The following is an 18,201-nucleotide window of genomic DNA, read 5'->3' on the forward strand; positions in this document are numbered from 1 at the left end:
CGGCGGTGGCACGGCCGCGGAGGGGTGCGCTCCGATTCGCCGGGGCGGCGCCGGGAATTGTGCCGTGCGGCAAGTTTGCCGCCGCGCGCACTGCGGCAGATGTCCACCATGCCCCCGGACACGCATGACGGCCCCACCACCCGGCCGGTGGTGAAGCGCACGGCCCGCGCCATCGTCCTCGACGGCGACCGGCTCGTGCTGATCAAGCGCACCAAGCCCGGCCTCGCCCCGTACTGGCTCACGCCGGGCGGCGGGGTCGAGGACGACGACGCGAGCGTGGTCGCGGCCATGCACCGCGAGGTCGACGAGGAGCTGGGCGCCAAGGTCACCGATGTGGTGCCCGCCTTCGTCGACACCGTCGAGCACATCGCGGACGACGGCTCGCACGGCGTGAAGGTGCAGTACTTCTTCGCCTGCCGCCTGGAGTCGATGGACCTCGACCAGCGGCACGGCCCGGAGATCGACGAGCCCTGCGGGGAGTACGAGATCGTGCGCGTGCCCTTCAGCCGCATGGGCCTGGCCTCGGTCGACATCGTGCCGCTGACCCTGCGGCACTACCTGGACGCGAACATCGAAGGGGTGCTGGGCCTGCTCGGCCCCGACCTCGGCTGACACCTGTGAGGGGACCGGCGGCAGGTCGCGTCAGTCCCCTGCCGCGACCAGTTCCTGCACGAGGTCGTGCCGTATCCGGTGCGACGGCATCCCGATCCGCACCAGCGTGTCCACGCTGCTGCGGATCATCCCCGGCGGCCCCGACAGATACGCGTCGTACGCCTCCCACGGCCCGTGCGCGCGTACGGCGTCCGGCAACGGCCCGGACAGCGCGTCGCTGGGGGTGTCGGCGACGACGGTGCGGACCGACAGCCAGGAGTGCTCGCGCTGCATGCGCAGCATCGTGTCGAGGTCGTAGAGGTCGCTGGTGCGGCGGGCGCCGTAGAAGACCTCGACCCGGCGCCGCCGCCCGTGCCGGGCGACGTCCTCCACCAGCGCCTTGATCGGCGCTATGCCGGTGCCGCCGCCGAGGCAGAGCATCCCGTCGTCCGAGCCGTGGTCGGCCACCATCGAACCGGAGGGCGGTCCGAGCCGTACGACGTCACCGGGGCGGGCCCTGCCGACCAGCGCGTTGCTGACCCAGCCCGCCGGGACCGCGCGAATGTGGAAGGTCAGCAGGCCGTCGTCGCCAGGCGCGGCGGCGAAGGAGTAGTTCCGCCAGATCCGCGGCCACCACGGGGTCTCCACCATCGTGTACTGCCCGGCGAGGAAGGCGTACGGCTGGTCGGGCCGTACGGTGACCACCGCGACGTCGGGGGTCCGCAGCTCGTGGCTGACGATCTCGGCCTGCCACCAGGCCGGCGCGTGCCGCTCGTCCTCGGCCGCCGCGTCGATCATCGTCTGCGAGATCGCGGCGTACGCGCGGACCCACGCGGCCTCGGTCTCCGGGCCCCACACCGCCGACGCGTACCGGGCCAGCGCGCCGAGCAGCGCCTCGCCGACCGCCGGGTAGTGCTCGGCGCGGGTGCCGTACTTGCGGTGCCCACGGCCCAGGTGCGACAGGTAGTCGCCGAGCGCCGCCGGGTCGTCGATGTGCTCGGCCGCCGTCAGCAGCGCCTTGACCAGCCGGTCGCGCTGCGCGTCCATCGCGGCGGGGAACAGGTCGCGCAGCTCGGGATGGTGGATGAAGAGCAGCGCGTAGAAGTACGAGACCGTCCGGTCCGCGACCGGCCCGATCTCCTCCATGGTGCGGCGGATGAGGAGCGCGTCGGGCGACGGGGACCCGGCCGGGGAGGCCACCGGGGACGCGGGCGTCTCGGGTACGGGCATCCGCAGTACGGGGGGCGGTACGAGCGCGGACGCGGGTGCGGGTGTTGGTACCGGTGCCGATGCTGGCGCGGCCGTGAACGCCGACGCCGGTATCGACGCCGGTGTGTACGCGGACGGCTCGGTCGTCGCCGAAACGCGCGGCTCCGGCCCTGGTCCGGGCTCCTGCCGCTGCGCGGCGGCGGGCCTCGTCATGGGTACGGCGGGCTCCTGCCGGGGCTGCGCGATCTTGCGCCGCCGCCCCCTGGGCTGCGCAGACGCCGGTGAGGCCGGGTCGGTGGTCTTGGCATCCATGATCACGTGGCCCCGAACTCCCGGTGGTCGATCCTTCGCTCAGCCTGCCTGCGGTGCCGTGTGAGCGTGCCACGCTGCGTGAGGGCGCCGGACGAATAGCGCGAAGCGTCACCACTGAAGAAACGGTTTCGCGTACTATCCGCCGCGCCGTCCCCGGAGTCCGTGTCTCCAGGTCTCCACGGGGTCCCATCCGCCGCTCGCGATAGGTCCACTACGGGATCGTCCCGTAGCGGACCTATTTTGCTAGTCTCGACGCATGAGCGCAGAGAAAGCAGCGACCGCAGAGGCCGTGACCACCGCAGCGCACGTCCCCCTGTCGGCGCGGACCGCCGACATGTCGTACCTGCTCCAGCACACCGCCCACGTACTGACCACCCAGATGTCGGCGGCGCTCGCGGAGATCGGCATGTCGCCGCGCGCCCACTGCGTGCTGGCGCACGCGCTGGAGGCCGAGCGGACCCAGGCGCAGCTCGCCGAGCTGTCCGACCTGGACAAGACCACGATGGTGGTCACCGTCGACCAGTTGGAGCGGGCGGGGCTGGCCGAGCGGGTGCCGTCGGCGACCGACCGGCGCGCACGGATCATCAAGGTGACCCCGGCGGGCGAGAAGATCGTGGCCGAGGGCCAGGAGATCGTCGACCACGTGCACGAGGACGTGCTCGGCGCGCTGCCGGAGAGCGAGCGCACCGCCTTTGTCTCCGCGCTGAACCGGCTGGTCAACGGCCATCTCGCGACCCCCGCGGGCGCACCGGACGGCGGCCAGGGAGTGCGTCGACCGCGCCAGTCCCGCAAGTAGCCCGCCCCGCGGCGGTCCGCCCCCGCGCCGCGCCGACCCGCGCCGCACCGCGCCGCTCCACCGCCGGGCACGCACCCGCAAGGTAAGCCCGTAAGAGATAGTCTCCAACAAAACAATCTGCTACGGTCACTCCTGGTATCCCTTTCGCCAGGAGGCGACCTCATGCCACTCCGTCCCCATGCCGCCGGATCGTCGCGCGGCGCGGCTCTCGCGGTGCTCAGCGCGGGCACCCTGATGATCATCCTCGACGGCACGATCGTGAATGTGGCGCTGCCGTCCATCCGACGCGACCTGGGCTTTTCGCAGTCCAGTCTCGCCTGGGTGGTCAACGCGTACCTCATCGCCTTCGCCGGGCTGCTGCTGCTCGCCGGCCGCCTCGGCGACCTGTTCGGCCGCCGCAGAATCCTGGTCACCGGCCTGGCGGCGTTCACCGTCGCCTCGCTGCTGTGCGGGTTCGCGGACTCCGCGGGGCTGCTGATCGCGGCCCGCTTCGTCCAGGGCGCGGCCGGTGCGATGGTCTCGGCCGTCAGCCTCGGCATGGTCATCGCGCTCTACCCCGACGCCCGCGGCCGGGCCCGCGCCATGGGCGTCTACAGCTTCGTGCAGTCTGCGGGCGGCGTCCTCGGCCTGCTCGTGGGCGGCGTCCTCACCCAGGCCATCAACTGGCACTGGATCTTCTTCGTCAACCTCCCCATGGGCTCGGCCGCCGCCCTGCTCAGCCTGCGACTGCTGCCCGACGACCGCCCGGCCGCCGTACGCGAGCCCCGTGAGTCCCGCGAGTCCCGTGGTGCGCCCCGTGAGCCCCGCGTTGGGAGCGCGCGTCCCGGGGTCGACGCGCCGGGTGCCGTCCTGGTCACCGCCGCCCTGATGCTGGGCGTCTACACCATCGTCGGGACCACCGACCGGGGCTGGACGTCCCCCGCCACCGCAGGACTCGCGGCGCTGTCCGCCCTGTTGCTGGCCGGGTTCCTGATCCGTCAGACCAAGGCGGCCGAGCCGTTGATGCCGTTGCGGATCTTCCGCTCCCGGATCGTCTCGGGCGCGAACGTGGTGCTGGCGCTGATGGTCGCGGGCGGCTTCGGCTTCCAGTTCATGACCAGCCTCTATCTCCAGCAGGTGCTCGGCTACGGCCCGGTGCGGATCGGGCTCGCGCTGGCGCCGACCGGCGCGATGATCGGCGTGATGTCCCTGCTGCTGTCCGCCCGGCTCGGCGCCCGCTTCGGCCAGCGCGCCGTCCTGCTGCCCGGTCTGCTCCTCTTCGCGGGCGGCTTCCTCATCCTGGCGAGGGCCCCCTCCGCGCACGCCTCGTACCCCGCCGACATCCTCCCGGCGATCCTGGTCTTCGGTGTCGGCTTCGGCCTGGCCATGCCCTCCCTGATGACGCTGGGCATGTCGGAGGCGACCCCCGCCGACTCCGGACTGCTGTCCGGCGTCTTCAACACCGCCCAGCAGATCGGCGGCGCGCTCGGCCTCTCCGTACTCGCCGCCCTGGCCGCCGCCCGCACCGACCGGAGGCTCGCCGCGGGCCACTCCGTACCGGCCGCCCTGACCAGCGGCTACCACCTGGCCTTCGTCGTCGCCGCCGGACTGCTGGTCCTCGGCGCCGCGGTCGCCGCCGTCCTGCTCAGGCCCCCGTCCTCGGACGGCTCGAAGGACAGCACGCAGGACGGCACGCGGAACGGCACTCAGGACAGCACGCAGGACGGCGCCGACCGCACTCCCGAGGACGACGGCCTCAGCGCACCGGCCAGTTCCCCTGCCCGGAACCGGAGCCAGGGCCGGGACCAGGGCCGGGACCAGGGCCAGGGCCGCCCGGCAGCGGCGCCGAAGGGTCGTACGGCACGCGTGTGAACACGAAGGACCCCAGGTCGAGATGGCCGACCGAGCCGTCAGCGCGCCGCACCGGCCGCAGCGTCTCGCCCGCGTAGTACCCCTCGAGACCGGTCCAGGTGCCGTCGGATTCCGCGCGGAAGCGCGCGCCGCGGCCCTGGCCGGTCAGCGGCGCGAGCGCGAGGTCGCCGGAGGCCTGGACGCGCAGGCTGTAGCCGGACGTGCCCCAGTACCAAGGGCCTGCCAGGTCGAGCAGCGCCGGGTCGAGCGCGTCGGCGGGCCGCCAGGGCGCGGGCAGGCCGGGCTCGGCGTCGGCGGTGATCGCCAGCAGGTCGGCGGCGATGGTGCCGATCGCGGGCCCCGAGGTGGAGTTGGCCATCGCGAGGGCGCCCACGCCGTCCGCGACGCTCACCCACACGGTGGCCAGGAAGCCCGGCATCGAGCCCGTATGACCGGCGAGCGGGCGGTCGCCGTGCCGGGTGAGCTGGAGGCCGAGGCCGTAACCCGAGTCGGGGTCGGCCGCGTCCGGCGGCGGCGCGGCGGGCGCGCGCATCTCGGCCAGTGTCGCCGCGGCCAGCACGTCCGGGTGCCCGGCCGCGAGGAAGCCCGCCCAGCGCGCCAGGTCCTCGGCCGTCGACCACAGTTGGCCCGCGGGCGCCATCAGTCCGGTGTCCTGTACGACCTCGGGCCGCATCACGTCCGCCCACGGGTGCACGGCGAAGCCCCCGGCGGCCGGGGCCTGCGGAAGCGCCGTCGTACGCGGCATGCCCAGCGGGTCGAGCACTTCGGCCTTCAGGGCCTCGGCCCACGGCACGCCGCGTTTGGCCTCCACCAGGGCGCCGAGCAGCGCGAATCCGGGGTTGGAGTAGTGGTAGCGCCGTCCGGCCGGGTGTTTGACGGGGGCGGGGCCGAGGACGTCGGCCAGTTCCGGCCGCAGGTCGCCGGGGGTCCGCTCCCACCAGGGGCCCGGCGTCTCCGAGGCCAGACCGGAGGTGTGGGTGACGAGTTGGCCGATCGTCAGACCGGCCACGTCCTCCGTGAGGTCCGGCAGGTCCGGCAGGTGCCGCGCCAGCGGATCGGTCAGCTCCAGCAGCCCCTCGTCGCGCAGCCGCATCACCAGCACCGCCGTGAACGTCTTCGTGATCGAGCCGATCCGGTACTGCGTGTCGGCGTCCGGCGCGTGCCCGTCGATCATGCTGCGCGAGCCGAACCAGACCATCCGCCCGTCCCGTACGACCGCGCCGACGATCGACGGCGTACGGCCCTCGGCCTGGCCGACCGCGATCCGGCGCAGCAGGGCGCGGCGGGTGGCGGGCAGCAGTTCGCCGTCCGGCGCGGCGGGCGCGGGGCCGGGCGTCGGCAGCGCGTACGGGGCGGGGGCCGCGGGCCGGGGCCGGTCGGGGGACTGCGGTGGGTGCTGGGAATCGGTCGTCACTCGGCGCGCGCCTCTTCTCTCGATACGGGGGTCCGGGGCGGGCCTGGTGGCCGGATCCGTGCGCCCGGCCGACCTGGACTCCCCTACGGACGGTCGCCGTTACGGTAATCGGCGGTGCCGAAGCGGAGCGACACAATTGACATCCGCATCCCGCGCAGCAGCGGGATCAGATGCGAGACGGGCGCGATGACGTACGGGCCGCGACCGCGCGGCAGGCGCAGGCTGCGGACCTCGGCGATGCGCGGCGAGGCGGTCGCGACCTTGCGGTACTCCTTGCCGTCCATGCCCCACAGCCAGCGCGGCGCGCGGTAGCCGGGGCGCGGCGCGCTCACGCCCGCGTCCCTCCCCGCGTCCGTCCCCGCCTCCGGCGCCGTCCCGCCCGCGTCCGTGTCCATGCGCGCCTCGGCCCGCGCTTGGGCGTCCGCGTGGGCCCGGTCGTCGGCCTGGGCCTGGCTGCGGGCGACCATCCCCCGGGGGAGGGCGTCGAAGAGCATCCAACCGCCGGGGAAACGCTCCGCGCAGGCGGCGATCAGCCGTTTCACCTCGGACGGCGGCAGATACATCAACAGGCCCTGGGCGGTGACCAGTACGCCCTCGGAGTCGTCGACCTCGTCCATCCAGCCCAGGTCCAGCGCCGAGCGGGCCAGCGAACGGCGCCGTGGCGGATCGTCCGGAAGCAGAGCGTCGCGGACCTCGACCGTTTCCGGCAGGTCCACCGTCAGCCAGCGCACCCGGCCGTTGTCCACCCGCCAGAACTGCGTTTCGAGGCCCTCGCCGAGCGCCACCACCGTGCCGTCGGGGTGTTCGGCGACGAACCGCCGTACCTCGTCGTCCAGGCACCGCACCCGCAGCGCGTGCCACTGCGCCATGCCCGAGCCGCCGAACCGCTCGAAGGGGTAGTCGATACGGTCGACCAGCTCCACCGCGAGAGGGTCGTCCAGCAGCCGCGCCCCCGGCCGCCGGGCCTCGGCGGCCCGGTTGTACAGATTCCACAGCAGCGTTTCCGGTACGCCCTCCAGCTCGACCTTGAACCGGCCGCCGCCGCCGATCCCGCCCTTGTCGCCGCCGGCCGCCCCGCTCCCGTCGCCGTCCCGGCCGTCTCCGCTCACGCCACCACCGACGTCGTCGTTGTCGTCCATCCTCTTACGATCCCACGCGCCGCCGCGCCCGGCCGTGCCCGCCACGGTGGTACTTCGCAACCCCCTTGCCCCCGGCCCGCGTTGGGCCCGGTTGAAGAAAGCGGCGCCGTCCGGTCACGGCTGCGCGGAACCTTGACAGCGGTTTTCGCCAGGCGTAGACATCACGTCGGCCAGAGAGCGCTCTCACAGCCGTCCGGCGAGGCGGCGGGACAGCGCCCTCGGGCCGCCGCACCGCCGCACGCGTACGACCGCACCGCCGTACGACCGCACGCGTACGACCGCACCTCCGCACAGCCGCACCGCGCACGAACGCCGATCGTGGCCGCGAGACCGGGGTCGGTGCCGCACACCGCAGCAGGGCACCACCGACGTCCACCCCCCAACCGGAGGCTCGCGCGTACGCGGCGCACATCGCCGCACGGTTGCCGCGTGCTTGTCACGTGCTTGTCACGTGCGTGGCCGCACGCTCGCCGCGCGTGGATCTCCGCACGGACGGCGGTACGTGCCCTCGTTGTCGGTTCCTCACCCTCTCGCGCCCGTGCTCGCGGGCTTCCGCGAGCCGTCATCCGACACGTAGACACGTAGGAGCACACATGAGGGTCACCCCACGAGGGCTCTCCGCGCACCGTAAACGTTTCCGGTTCCGTCTCACCCGGTCACCGCAGGGCGTCCTGCTGATGGCGCTGGTGCTGATCGCCTCGGCGTATCTGTCCCTGGCGCCCACCTCCTCACACGCGGCGACGCCGACCCTGCTCTCGCAGGGCAAGCCGGCGACCGCGTCATCCGTCCAGGACGCGTTCGCCGCGAGCGCCGCCGTGGACGGTGACACCGGTACCCGCTGGTCCAGCGCCGCGTCCGATCCGCAGTGGCTCCAGGTCGACCTGGGCTCGTCGCAGCCGATCACACAGGTCGTCCTCAACTGGGAGACGGCGTACGGCAAAGCCTTCAAGATCCAGGTCTCGGACAACGCGACCGCCTGGACCGACGTCTACTCGACCACCACCGGCACCGGCGGCATCCAGACGCTCAGCGTCACCGGCACCGGCCGCTACGTGCGGATGTACGGCACCCAGCGCGCCACCCAATGGGGTTACTCGCTCTGGGAGTTCCAGGTCTACGGCGGTTCCGGCGGCGGTACGCCCCCGGCGACCTGCGGCACCACGACCGCCGCGCTCGGCAGGCCCGCCACCGCGTCCTCGACCGAGAACGCCGGGACCCCCGCCTCCGCCGCCTTCGACGGCAACGCGGGCACCCGCTGGTCCAGCGCGGCCTCCGACCCGCAGTGGGTCCAGGTCGACCTCGGCTCGTCGCAGACACTGTGCGGCGCGCAGTTGACGTGGGAGGCGGCGTACGCGAAGGCGTATCAGATCCAGGTCTCCACCGATGGTTCCACGTGGAACAACGCGTACTCCACGACGACCGGGGCCGGTGGCACCGAGAATCTGTCGTTCAACGCGACCGGCCGCTATGTGCGGATGTACGGCACGCAGCGGGCGACGCAGTACGGCTACTCGCTGTGGGAGTTCACGATCCTGACGCCCGGTGGCAGTACGACCTCCTCGCCGCCGAGCGGGGGCAACGGCAACTGCCCGTGGGTCGGTTCCACGGCTCCGGTGGCCACCCGCGTCCAGCAGGTCATGGCGCAGATGACCAACGCGCAGAAGATCTCGATCCTGCACGGCAACAACAACGCGACGCCGTACATCGGCAACATCACCGGCGTACCGTCGCTGTGCATCCCGAACATCGGCCTCCAGGACGGGCCGCACGGTGTCGGTGACGGCCTCGGCGGCGTCACGCAGATGCCGTCGGCGAACGCGTCCGCGGCGACGTGGGACGACGCGCTGGAGCAGCAGTACGGCGCGGCGATCGGCGCGGAGTTCGCCGGCAAGGGTGTGCAGGTGGCGCTCGGCCCGACGCTGAACATCGTGCGCGACCCGCGCTGGGGCCGGGCCTTCGAGACGTTCAGCGAGGACCCGTACCTCAACGGGCGGCTGGCGGCGGCCGACATCCGGGGCATCCAGAGCCAGGGTGTGATGGCCGAGATGAAGCACGTGGCCGTCTACAACATCGAGAATCCGGCGGGGACGGTCGTCGTCGACAACCGGACCATGCAGGAGCTGTATCTGCCCGCGTTCCAGGCCGCGGTGCAGCAGGGCTCGCCGGCGGCGGCGATGTGCGCGTACAGCGTCGTCAACTCCGTACCGGCCTGCCAGAATCCGGCGCTGATGAACGTCGGGCTCTACCAGCAGGCGGGCTTCGGCGGCTTCATCACCAGCGACTGGGGCGGTGCGCACTCCACGGTCGAGTCCGCCAACGCCGGTCTGACGGTGGAGATGCCGAACGGCTACTTCTACGCGGACTTCCTCGCGCAGGCGGTCGCCAACGGGACGGTCAGCCAGGCCACGCTGGACACGATGGTGAGCAGGCTGCTGACGCAGTTCTTCGCCTTCGGTCTCTTCGACAAGGCGCCCAGCGGTTCGCGGGACGCCGTCGTCACCACCCCGGCGCATGTGGCGACCGCGCTCCAGGGCGCGGAGGAGGGCACCGTACTGCTCAAGAACAACGGCATCCTGCCCCTGTCCACCGCCACCACCCACTCGATCGCGGTGATCGGCTGGGACGGCGGCGCGGGCGTGCAGTCCATCGGCGGCGGCAGTGCGACGGTGACCAGTTCTGGCACGGTCTGGCCGATCACCGGCATCCAGAACCGGGTCGCGGGCACCGGCACCACCGTGCAGTACAACGACGCGTCGAATCTCGCGTCGGCGGTCACGCTGGCCCGTTCCTCCGATGTCGCGATCGTCTTCGCCAGCGACAATTACGGCAACGAGGAGCACGACACCACCACGCTCGACCTGCCGCCGGTCGGCAACGCCCAGACCAACCAGAACGACATGATCGCCCAGGTGGCGGCGGCCAATCCGCACACCATCGTGGTGCTCAACAACAGCTCGGCGATCAACATGCCATGGCTGAACCAGGTCGCGGGCGTCTTCGAGGGCTTCTATCCGGGCCAGCAGATCGGCACGGCGATGGCGGCGCTGATCTTCGGTGACGTCAACCCGTCGGGCAAGCTGCCCGTCACCTTCCCGAAGTCTCTCGCGGACGTGCCCGCGCACACCCCGGCGCAGTGGCCGGGGACCAACGGCACGGTGCAGTACAGCGAGGGGCTGAAGGTCGGTTACAAGTGGTACGACGCGCAGAACATCGAGCCGCTGTATCCGTTCGGCTTCGGCCTGTCGTACACCACCTTCTCCTTCTCCGGGCTCCAGGTCGGCGCGCTGTCCGGCGGGAACGCCACCGTGCGCGCGACGGTGACCAACACCGGGACGCGGGCGGGTACCGAGGTCGCGCAGCTCTACGTGGGCGACCCGGCCTCCACCGGCGAGCCGGTCCACCAGCTCCGCGGCTATCAGCGGGTCACGCTCAATCCGGGCCAGTCGCAGACGCTGACCTTCACGGTGTCCGCGCACGACCTGGCGTACTGGAACACCGGCACCAACGGGTGGACGACGGCGGCGGGCAGCTACCAGATCCTGGTGGGGGACTCGTCGCGGAATCTCCCGCTGAGCGGCACGCTCAGCGTGCCGACACAGGTGAACGCCGCCGCGGCGCGGGTGGGGGGCGGCGACGCCTCGTACGCGGTGCCCAATCCGCACGGCATGAGCAGCCCGCTGCACACGGCGGTGGACTGGGCGCTGGACCAGAAGGCCCCGAGCGGCACGGCCTTCTCGGCGACCGGACTTCCCCCGGCGATCTCGCTCAGCCCGGCGGGGCGGTTCACGGGCGCGGCCACTGAGCGGGGTACGTACACGGTGACGGTCACCGCCCGTACGTCCTCGGCTGCGGCGTCCGCACCGGTGACGTTCGTCTGGACGACCACCTAGCCGGTTCCGTTCCGGCTCCGGTGCCCTCTCGCGGGGCGCCGGAGCCGGGGCGGGCCGACCGGTTGCGCCCGGTGCCGTCCGGCGGAATGCTGTGGGCCATCTCGTTCGACTGGAGGACGACGATGAGTGACGACAGCCCGATGCGCGCATGGCACGTGTTCGGCAGGGTGTACGGAGCGACCCGCCCCGAACTGGCGCCTTTCGTCCGGCAGAAGACCGTGCTCCTCACCACGTACCGCAAGGACGGCGGGTCCGGCGCCTCCCCGGTGAGCATCGCGGTCGAGGGCGACCACGCCTACATCCGCAGCTTCGAGACCGCGCTCAAGACGCGGCGCCTGCGCAACAACCCCGCCGCCCAGGTCACCCCCAGCACCGGCCGCGGCAAACCGACCGGCCTCCCGGTCCACGCGACCCTCCGCCGCCTCGACGGCGAGGAAGCCGCCCACGCCGCCCAGGTCCTCGCCGCCAAATACCGCACCCTCCACGGCTTCCTGGTCCCCCTCGCCCACCGCCTCGCCCACCGCAGAACAGGCAAGACCGTCCACTTCGAAATGACCCCGACCCCGGAGCAACCCCCTCCCGCCGAGGACCCCTCGCGGGACGGTGAGCGGGGCTGAGCCCTACCGCGAGATGTGGGCCTCGATGCCGTCGAGGAGGAAGTCGAGGCCGAGGCGGAAGGTGTGGTCGGCGTCGAGGTGGGCGGCGTCGTGGATCACGGTGGACAGGGCGGGGAAGCGGCCGGTGGCGAAGGCGCGTTCGACGGCGCGCAGTCCCGGGTCCGCCCCCTGCTCACCGACGCCCGCCCGGCGCACATCGGCCAGAACATCGTCGAGCTCGGCATCCCCGACATCGACCGCACGCACCCCGACCTCGCGGCCATGGTCGGGCGCGGCGACTACTGGGTGCTCGGCGGCGGACTGTCGCTGGCCGCGCAGCGCAACGGAGACGGCCGCGTCCGTATCGGTCTGAGCTTCTACAACACCGACGAGGACCGGTTCGCCACCAGCCGGATCCCCTTCGACGATCCAGCCGCCGCCCGGGCGCGCCTGATCGACCTGCTCCCCGGCTGGCACCCGCGGTTCACCGCCCTGATCGCGGCCTGCGACGACACCGTCGTGCCACGGGCGATCACCACCCTCCCGACCGGCCTGACCTGGCCGTCGGCACCGGACGTCACGCTCGTCGGCGACGCCGCCCACCTGATGCCACCGGTCGGCGAGGGCGCCGACATGGCCCTTCTCGACGGCGCCCTCCTCGGCCTCACCCTGGCCGCGCACCCGGCGGACGTCCCCCGCGCCCGCGCGGAGTACGAACGCGAGATGTTCGCCCGTACCGGCGCCGCCGCCCGCGAGTCCGCCCGCATCCACGACGTCCTGACGTCGCCCGACGCCGGCCGGAGAATTCTCGCGTTCTTCCAACCGGCCTGACCGCGTGGAGGGAACCTCACCCGCGTGAAGGGGCTCAGCCCGCCAGTCGCGCGAGGGCCAGCGCGTGCGCACGGTCCAGGGCGTCGGCGGCGGCGCAGGAGACGTCCGGCTGCACACCGGTGCCCTCCCAATTCGTGCCGGAGACGGGGTTGACCGCGCGGCCCACGGGGATGGTGGCCTCCAGGTGCGGGTGTACGGTCCAGCCGTTGCACGGGTGCGCGCCGCCGCGGGTGCGCTCGCCGACGACGACGGCGCGGCCGAGCTGTTGCAGGTCGTAGGCCAGCTCCTCGGCGGCCGAGAAGGTGCTCTCGCTGGACAGCACGTACACCGGCCCGCTGCCGCCGAAGCGGGCGCCGGGAACGTGCGGCAGGCTCCAGGACTGCTCGCCGCGCTCGCCGTTGCGCTCGCCGCCACGCTCATCGCCGCGCTCATCGCCGCGCCAGTACATGGTGTTGAGGTGGGTGCGCTCGTCCAGCAGGTAGCTGCACACGAAGGCGACCGTGTCCGGGTCACCGCCCCGGTTGGCCCGAAGGTCCACGATCAGCGCCTGGGCACGGGAGGCCAGGGTGAGCGCGGCGCCCAGCGGTTCCGCGGCCCACTCCAGCGGGAACAGCATCGGTCCAAGCGCCAGTACGGCGACGCCGCCGTCGAGCAGCTCCAGCCGGGGCACACCGCCCAGCGAGGTGTCGAAGTCCCGGCGCATGGCGGCCAGGCCGGCCGCCCCCTGCTCAGGAGAGACCGGGTCGGCGTGGTGCTTCAGCCTCAAGTGCCGGTCGCCGTTGACGGACTGGAGGTCCGCGGTGACCAGCCGGGCCAGCTCCTCGGCGTCGTCGACGCCGTACGCGCCCTCGGCGAGACGCCGTCGCAGCAGGCCGGCGAGCTGCTCGGCCGTCTCGGGGAAGACGTAGTGCTCGGTGAGCAGCCGGACCGTCTCGTCGATGACAGGGGCCGGGCGAAGGTTCGTCGGAATCGTCATGGCAGGGAGTAGAGCACCGTCCTTGCGAAAGCGTCAAAGACTTTAGACACTTTCGGTATGTCCGATCAGCCGACCTACCCGCCGCCTCCCGAGGACGTCCTGGAGATCAGCGCGCCCGAGCAGTTCGCGGCGCTCTCCCACCCCTTGCGCCAGCGGTTGCTCTTCGCCCTGGGCCAGCGGCCCGCCACCGTCAGCGGGCTCGCGGCCCAGCTCGACGCGAAGAAGGGCAACGTGGCCCACCACCTCAAAGTGCTCCGCGAAGCCGGGCTCGTCCACATCGCCGAGACCCGCCAGGTCCGCGGCGGTACCGAGCACTCCTACCAGCGCACGGCCCGCCGCATGCTCGTCGCCGAACCCCAAGCGGCAGGCACCGCCGCGATGTTCGCCGCCGTCGCCCACGAACTGGACCGCTCACCCGTCACCCCCCACCTGACCCTCCGCCACCTCCGCCTCAGCCCCGCCCAAGCGAAACACCTCGGCGACACCCTCACCCGACTCGTCGACGAGACCCCCGAAAACACCGAAGCCGAGCCCGTCCACGGCGTCCTGGTAGCCCTCTACCACCACACCCCGCCCACCCCATGATCGGCCCCGCCCCCGGCGACCGCCGCTCACGAAGAGGCTCACGGACGGTCAGAGGCTCCAGTTGCAGAGGCCGCCGCTCGGACCGGCCCAGCGAAGTATTCGGTTGATCATGACGGGCTGAACCTGCGACGGTCACCCGCATGAACGTGGTTCTGGGAGACAAACTCAGGTTCGCCGCAGAGATCGGCGAGCCAGGCCCACTGCGCCGGGTCGACCTCAGGCCATCTGGAAGTGGCTGACCTGCGACGACAACATGGCGTACGTCCCCCAGTTCCGCCGCGATGTGCTGGACGCCGCCGCATGGCTGCGGTCTGGCGAAGGTTGTCGCCTGCCGTTCGCCGACTTGTCCGCCGAAGCCACGCACCGTCGTCTCACGCAGCGTGCGGGGGACGATGCGTCCGAGGCCGACTACCAACTGCGCGGCCGGTTTCGGGTCCTACTCTGGGATCCCACCACCGACAATGTGACGGCCTACCTGTTCCGTGAAGAGGACCGCCTGGTGATCACGCTGGAGTTCTGGCGCGAGGAACACCATCGCGCGGCCGCCCTGAGCCGAGGAGAGGCCCAAGACGACTGCTCGGCGATGTCACGCCGCGCAAAACGTTCGATGAGACTTCCTCAAGTGGCTTCCAAAGTCCCGACTTCGGTGTCACCAACGGTCGGTCGGTGCCGAGCAGATGGGGGTGTGTGGTCATCCAAAGATGGACCCGAAAGCGCCGCAGGAGGAGTGGGACTGGTGTTCAGTCGAAGGTCCCGCCACCGCTGATCGATGACCGGGCGTGGCCCCGCATGAGTCCCGAGGAGCGCGTCGAAGCGGTGGTGGCCAGTCTCGTCGACCAGCGTGCTGCCAGTGCCTCCACACCTATCGGCCTGTCCCCAGGGGAAATCGAGGCCATTGAGTACGACCAGACGGCACCGATCGGCGCTGCCTACCGTCGGTTCCTCGAACTTGTCGGCGGTGGCGTGGGTACATTCCTGCAGGGCAGCGACGTGTTTCACCCTCTGGTTCTGGGCCTGCGCCAAGCCGCCGAGGACCTGTTGGCGGAGAACAAGGTCCCAGTCACCTTGGCGCCAACGGACAGAGTGATCCTCATGCACCAGGGGTACTGCTTCGACTTCCTGCAAGGAAGCGGACCTGACCCAGTGGTCCTGACCTACAACGAGATCTACCACCACCCGGTCACTCCGTTCCGCAGTGCCCCGAGATTCACCGACTGGCTCCGGACGCATGCTGACCAGCACCGCAGCACCAAGTGACCTCCGATTTCCCAATGTCGAGCGTGCGCACCCGCTGTCTTGGACCCCCACCGCCCATCACTCGATCGAGCGAACACACTGATCTGCCGTTCCGTGAAATCTGTCCCAAGGGCCGATCAGGGGACACGGCTGTAGGTTCTCACTTTCGGTGTCAGGCGCCGACGCTGCGACCTGGACGTTCCCCTTCAGTCTCACGACGTGTCGGCGGGCGGCTGTCTCAGAGCGGTGTCATTTCCTCAGGCTGTTCAGCAGACTGCACCACTTGTCTGCGTCCCGGTCTGAGTGCACCACTACGTATGGAGATACGTGCACCGGCAAGCCGTTCATGTCATCGCGCGGGCGTGACGGTGGCAGGGCAGCAAACCTCCAGGATGACTGCGGTGCCGGCCACGGCTCGGTCCTCGTGCATGGTGATCTGCTGGCCGGGCCGGACGTGCGTCCAGTGGGAGGGAGTGAGGGGCACAAGGCGAACCGTGGCTCGCCCGCCGGGCTCCAGCATGGGCATGTTCTCAACCCAGAACCCAGCGATGCTGACCGCATGTCCGCCGGTGGGTGAGAGGAGACCTATATCCCACATGGGTCGCAGAACGCCCGCGCCGGAGATCGGCGTCGTGCGTCGCGCCTCGGCGGCAGGGCGGAGCGTCAAATCCGCCCTGATCACGCCGTTGCGAAGCTCGGAGCATCGCCAATGGCACCAAGCTGCACTCCGCTCCAATTGGGGCTGATCAGCCGCTTCGGCGAGCCTCTCCCAGAAAGCCAAAGGGAGCGAGCCAGCATCCCCAAACTCCTCGAGCAGACCTAGGGCGATCTCCCACTCGTCGTGAACGAGGTAGTCCCAGATGTCTCGCACCGTGATGTCATTCTCGGTGGCGGTCTCTTCCGGAACCAACAGAAAAGCGGCTTCGAGCAACTCAGGGACGTCCATGCGCTCATTGTCGACCGCATGAACCTGCGGCCCGGTTCGAATGTCAGACCCTGCGCCTAGAGTTCGGCGAGACGGGGCCGGCCCCGAGACCGCCAGCACGGAAAACGGCGGCTTCCCTGGTCTGCTCGGGGGTGGTTGGGCCCAACCGGCGTCCAGGCATCGTTGAGGGCCACGAGTGCAGCCTGTCAGCCCGGCCCCTTTGAGTACCTAATCGGAGTCAGTATCGGGCGACCCGGTGCATCGCGCCCGCCCCGGGTGCATTCACCGCGATCGGAGAGCATCGTGAAGAACAGCGCGTTGTGGCGAGTGGTTGACAACCAGAGTGGTACCCAGTCCATCGTCAGCACGCCCTCCGAGGCAGTCGCGTTCGTCAACAGCCGGTTCGGCACCGATGACGACGACGAGCCGTTCAGCATCACCGAGGTCGGCCCTCTCCTTCCGAAGCCGCTCGGGATCATCACCACATGGGCCGCCGAGAAAGACGGCGAGCGAACCGACGGGCGTACTGCCCCGATCACCATCAGGCCGGTTGTGACGGACAACGCCAGCGAGTGCGATGACGTCGTGCTCTGGGGCGACGTGTACGTCTCCTGGGACCACGACATGTACACCGTCGAGGGGCCGGACGGCTCCGAGTACAGCGAGGCTTACAGCGCACCCGAGTTGAGCGCGATCCTCGACGAGTACGCCGACGACTACGAGTACGCGCCTGAAGGGCCCGACAGCCACAGGTGGCCGAAACCGGAAGAGTTGATCACCTACGGCGCCCAGGAGTGTGCCAAGCGGTTCGGGCACCTCGACGACGACGCCCTGCTGTGGCTCGCTGCCACCCGCATCACGCTCGCCGTGTGGCGCAACACACCCGTCGAGAACTGGCATGCCGGTATGAGTCCGCTCCACGACGGCACGATGATGCGGATCAACGTGGCAACCACCCGATTCGTGCGCTCGATGCTGTCGTTCGACCATGTCGACTGGATCGCTGTCGGTCTCGCGATCGTCAACCCGTCTCGGGTTCTACCGACAGGGCAGTCCGTGCTCGAGCTCGGGCTGGCCTGCCACAACGCTGACGATCCGGCGCACGAGGTCGATCCGCGAGAAGAACTCGCGGAGATGGCACAGGTGGCGATCTCATGGGGGCGAAGGTACTGCCTTCACGAGAAGGAGTTCGGCCTGCGAACCCTGATCGAATCCTTCTGCGCGTCCGACAACGGCTGGTTCGGAGCTCCGAGTTGGGGGCGCATCGTCGATCGGTTCCTTACGGCTGTCGACGACCGGGAGAATGCGCACTGGCGCATGCACCAGGACAAGCCTTGGTTCGACGAGTGGTTCACCAACCGCCCGGCCGACATTGCGGACACCACGGAATTTCGTCGGCTACTCCTTGCCGGGCCCGATCTGCTGTCCGAGGAGGCCGCCGAATGGTGCGTGGATGGTGCCATCGGCTACGTCTGCCAGGACGACCACGCGAACGACTGCTGGCGGTGCGGTATCCCACCGGCAACGGAGTCCCCCAACGAGTGAACGTGGGCACCAGCATAGAAAGCATCGAATCCACTGACCGCGCTCTCTCCCACCTCCTCGGCGACCTCCCCTGCTTGGGAAGCCAGTCGCGGCTCCACTGAATGGAGATGTGCGGGTGCTTCTGACGGATCTGTGGCGGCAACGCTGGCCCGGCTGCCCGCCGGTCGGTCACAAGCTCCGTGAGCCCTACAGGAATGTCTGGGTCCGCTTCCACAGTCCGCGGGTCTTTGTCATCAGCATCACCGGCCTGCCGGTTTCTTGATAACCACGGCTTCCACGACACGGAGGTCGAGCAGGTCTCCGGA

At 70.7% G+C, this 18,201-nt stretch carries 14 protein-coding genes and 1 pseudogene; 9 read left to right on the plus strand and 6 right to left on the minus strand.

Features of this window, described 5'->3' with window-relative positions; all coding sequences use genetic code 11:
• Positions 1-108 precede the first annotated feature (108 nt).
• Entirely contained in the window at positions 109-612 is a 504-nt protein-coding gene (locus tag ACFZBB_RS14050) for an NUDIX hydrolase (RefSeq protein WP_355336765.1), read from the plus strand.
• Between the two features lie 30 nt (positions 613-642).
• Here the strand turns inward: ACFZBB_RS14050 and ACFZBB_RS14055 are convergent, their stop codons facing one another.
• Complete coding sequence (locus ACFZBB_RS14055) at positions 643-1,821, minus strand: globin domain-containing protein (RefSeq protein ID WP_391121373.1); 1,179 nt, start codon at positions 1,819-1,821, stop codon at positions 643-645.
• Positions 1,822-2,446: 625 nt separating this feature from the next.
• Between ACFZBB_RS14055 and ACFZBB_RS14060 the strand changes: the two genes are divergently transcribed.
• Both ACFZBB_RS14060 and ACFZBB_RS14065 read left to right on the plus strand, forming a co-directional pair.
• Positions 2,447-2,908, plus strand: a complete 462-nt coding sequence (locus ACFZBB_RS14060; RefSeq protein ID WP_391122243.1) for a MarR family transcriptional regulator — start codon at positions 2,447-2,449, stop codon at positions 2,906-2,908.
• A 162-nt stretch (positions 2,909-3,070) separates the two neighbouring features.
• A complete protein-coding gene (locus tag ACFZBB_RS14065; RefSeq protein ID WP_391121375.1) occupies positions 3,071-4,759 on the plus strand; it encodes an MFS transporter in 1,689 nt (562 codons plus the stop codon).
• Here ACFZBB_RS14065 and ACFZBB_RS14070 read toward each other — a convergent pair.
• Positions 4,644-6,059 carry a serine hydrolase gene (locus ACFZBB_RS14070; protein ID WP_391122246.1) on the minus strand — a complete coding sequence of 472 codons (1,416 nt, stop codon included), beginning with the start codon at positions 6,057-6,059 and terminating at the stop codon, positions 4,644-4,646. The genes ACFZBB_RS14065 and ACFZBB_RS14070 overlap by 116 nt on opposite strands.
• Positions 6,060-6,256: 197 nt before the next feature.
• A complete protein-coding gene (locus ACFZBB_RS14075) occupies positions 6,257-7,312 on the minus strand; it encodes a class I SAM-dependent methyltransferase (RefSeq protein WP_391121378.1) in 1,056 nt (351 codons plus the stop codon).
• Positions 7,313-7,905: 593 nt separating this feature from the next.
• Here ACFZBB_RS14075 and ACFZBB_RS14080 point away from each other — a divergent pair.
• Complete coding sequence (locus ACFZBB_RS14080) at positions 7,906-11,202, plus strand: discoidin domain-containing protein (RefSeq protein ID WP_391121381.1); 3,297 nt, start codon at positions 7,906-7,908, stop codon at positions 11,200-11,202.
• 122 nt (positions 11,203-11,324) lie between these two features.
• The gene (locus ACFZBB_RS14085; protein ID WP_391121384.1) at positions 11,325-11,819 is read left to right on the plus strand and encodes a PPOX class F420-dependent oxidoreductase; all 495 of its coding nucleotides are present in this window, start codon (positions 11,325-11,327) and stop codon (positions 11,817-11,819) included.
• Positions 11,820-11,822: 3 nt separating this feature from the next.
• On the opposite strand, the gene ACFZBB_RS14090 is transcribed toward ACFZBB_RS14085, so the two are convergent.
• Complete coding sequence (locus tag ACFZBB_RS14090; RefSeq protein ID WP_391121387.1) at positions 11,823-11,918, minus strand: hypothetical protein; 96 nt, start codon at positions 11,916-11,918, stop codon at positions 11,823-11,825.
• Between the two features lie 42 nt (positions 11,919-11,960).
• Between ACFZBB_RS14090 and ACFZBB_RS14095 the strand changes: the two are divergent.
• Positions 11,961-12,629 (plus strand): annotated as a pseudogene (locus tag ACFZBB_RS14095) (FAD-dependent monooxygenase); the annotation flags it as partial.
• Positions 12,630-12,663: 34 nt separating this feature from the next.
• Here ACFZBB_RS14095 and ACFZBB_RS14100 read toward each other — a convergent pair.
• A complete protein-coding gene (locus tag ACFZBB_RS14100; RefSeq protein ID WP_391121389.1) occupies positions 12,664-13,605 on the minus strand; it encodes a S41 family peptidase in 942 nt (313 codons plus the stop codon).
• Between the two features lie 57 nt (positions 13,606-13,662).
• Between ACFZBB_RS14100 and ACFZBB_RS14105 the strand changes: the two genes are divergently transcribed.
• Both ACFZBB_RS14105 and ACFZBB_RS14110 read left to right on the plus strand, forming a co-directional pair.
• The gene (locus tag ACFZBB_RS14105) at positions 13,663-14,190 is read left to right on the plus strand and encodes an ArsR family transcriptional regulator (protein WP_391121392.1); all 528 of its coding nucleotides are present in this window, start codon (positions 13,663-13,665) and stop codon (positions 14,188-14,190) included.
• 789 nt (positions 14,191-14,979) lie between these two features.
• Positions 14,980-15,447 (plus strand): SMI1/KNR4 family protein, encoded by a 468-nt coding sequence (locus tag ACFZBB_RS14110; RefSeq protein ID WP_391121395.1) that lies wholly within the window; start codon positions 14,980-14,982, stop codon positions 15,445-15,447.
• 328 nt (positions 15,448-15,775) lie between these two features.
• Here ACFZBB_RS14110 and ACFZBB_RS14115 read toward each other — a convergent pair whose 3' ends face one another.
• Positions 15,776-16,372, minus strand: a complete 597-nt coding sequence (locus tag ACFZBB_RS14115) for a hypothetical protein (protein ID WP_391121398.1) — start codon at positions 16,370-16,372, stop codon at positions 15,776-15,778.
• 282 nt (positions 16,373-16,654) lie between these two features.
• On the opposite strand from ACFZBB_RS14115, the gene ACFZBB_RS14120 reads away from it, so the two are divergent.
• Positions 16,655-17,896 (plus strand): hypothetical protein, encoded by a 1,242-nt coding sequence (locus ACFZBB_RS14120; protein ID WP_391121401.1) that lies wholly within the window; start codon positions 16,655-16,657, stop codon positions 17,894-17,896.
• The last annotated feature ends 305 nt before the right edge of the window (positions 17,897-18,201 follow it).

It is taken from the genome of Streptomyces sp. NPDC008139, from assembly GCF_042957025.1.
GTDB lineage: Bacteria > Actinomycetota > Actinomycetes > Streptomycetales > Streptomycetaceae > Actinacidiphila.

What these genes read in the sequence shown, in the direction of transcription:
- ACFZBB_RS14050 (WP_355336765.1), top strand. Translation starts at nt 109, where the DNA reads ATGCCCCCGGACACGCATGACGGCCCCACCACCCGGCCGGTGGTGAAG.
- ACFZBB_RS14055 (WP_391121373.1), bottom strand. Translation starts at nt 1,821, where the DNA reads ATGCCCGTACCCGAGACGCCCGCGTCCCCGGTGGCCTCCCCGGCCGGG.
- ACFZBB_RS14060 (WP_391122243.1), top strand. Translation starts at nt 2,447, where the DNA reads ATGTCGTACCTGCTCCAGCACACCGCCCACGTACTGACCACCCAGATG.
- ACFZBB_RS14065 (WP_391121375.1), top strand. Translation starts at nt 3,071, where the DNA reads ATGCCACTCCGTCCCCATGCCGCCGGATCGTCGCGCGGCGCGGCTCTC.
- ACFZBB_RS14075 (WP_391121378.1), bottom strand. Translation starts at nt 7,312, where the DNA reads ATGGACGACAACGACGACGTCGGTGGTGGCGTGAGCGGAGACGGCCGG.
- ACFZBB_RS14080 (WP_391121381.1), top strand. Translation starts at nt 7,906, where the DNA reads ATGAGGGTCACCCCACGAGGGCTCTCCGCGCACCGTAAACGTTTCCGG.
- ACFZBB_RS14085 (WP_391121384.1), top strand. Translation starts at nt 11,325, where the DNA reads ATGAGTGACGACAGCCCGATGCGCGCATGGCACGTGTTCGGCAGGGTG.
- ACFZBB_RS14100 (WP_391121389.1), bottom strand. Translation starts at nt 13,605, where the DNA reads ATGACGATTCCGACGAACCTTCGCCCGGCCCCTGTCATCGACGAGACG.
- ACFZBB_RS14105 (WP_391121392.1), top strand. Translation starts at nt 13,663, where the DNA reads ATGTCCGATCAGCCGACCTACCCGCCGCCTCCCGAGGACGTCCTGGAG.
- ACFZBB_RS14110 (WP_391121395.1), top strand. Translation starts at nt 14,980, where the DNA reads ATGAGTCCCGAGGAGCGCGTCGAAGCGGTGGTGGCCAGTCTCGTCGAC.
- ACFZBB_RS14115 (WP_391121398.1), bottom strand. Translation starts at nt 16,372, where the DNA reads ATGGACGTCCCTGAGTTGCTCGAAGCCGCTTTTCTGTTGGTTCCGGAA.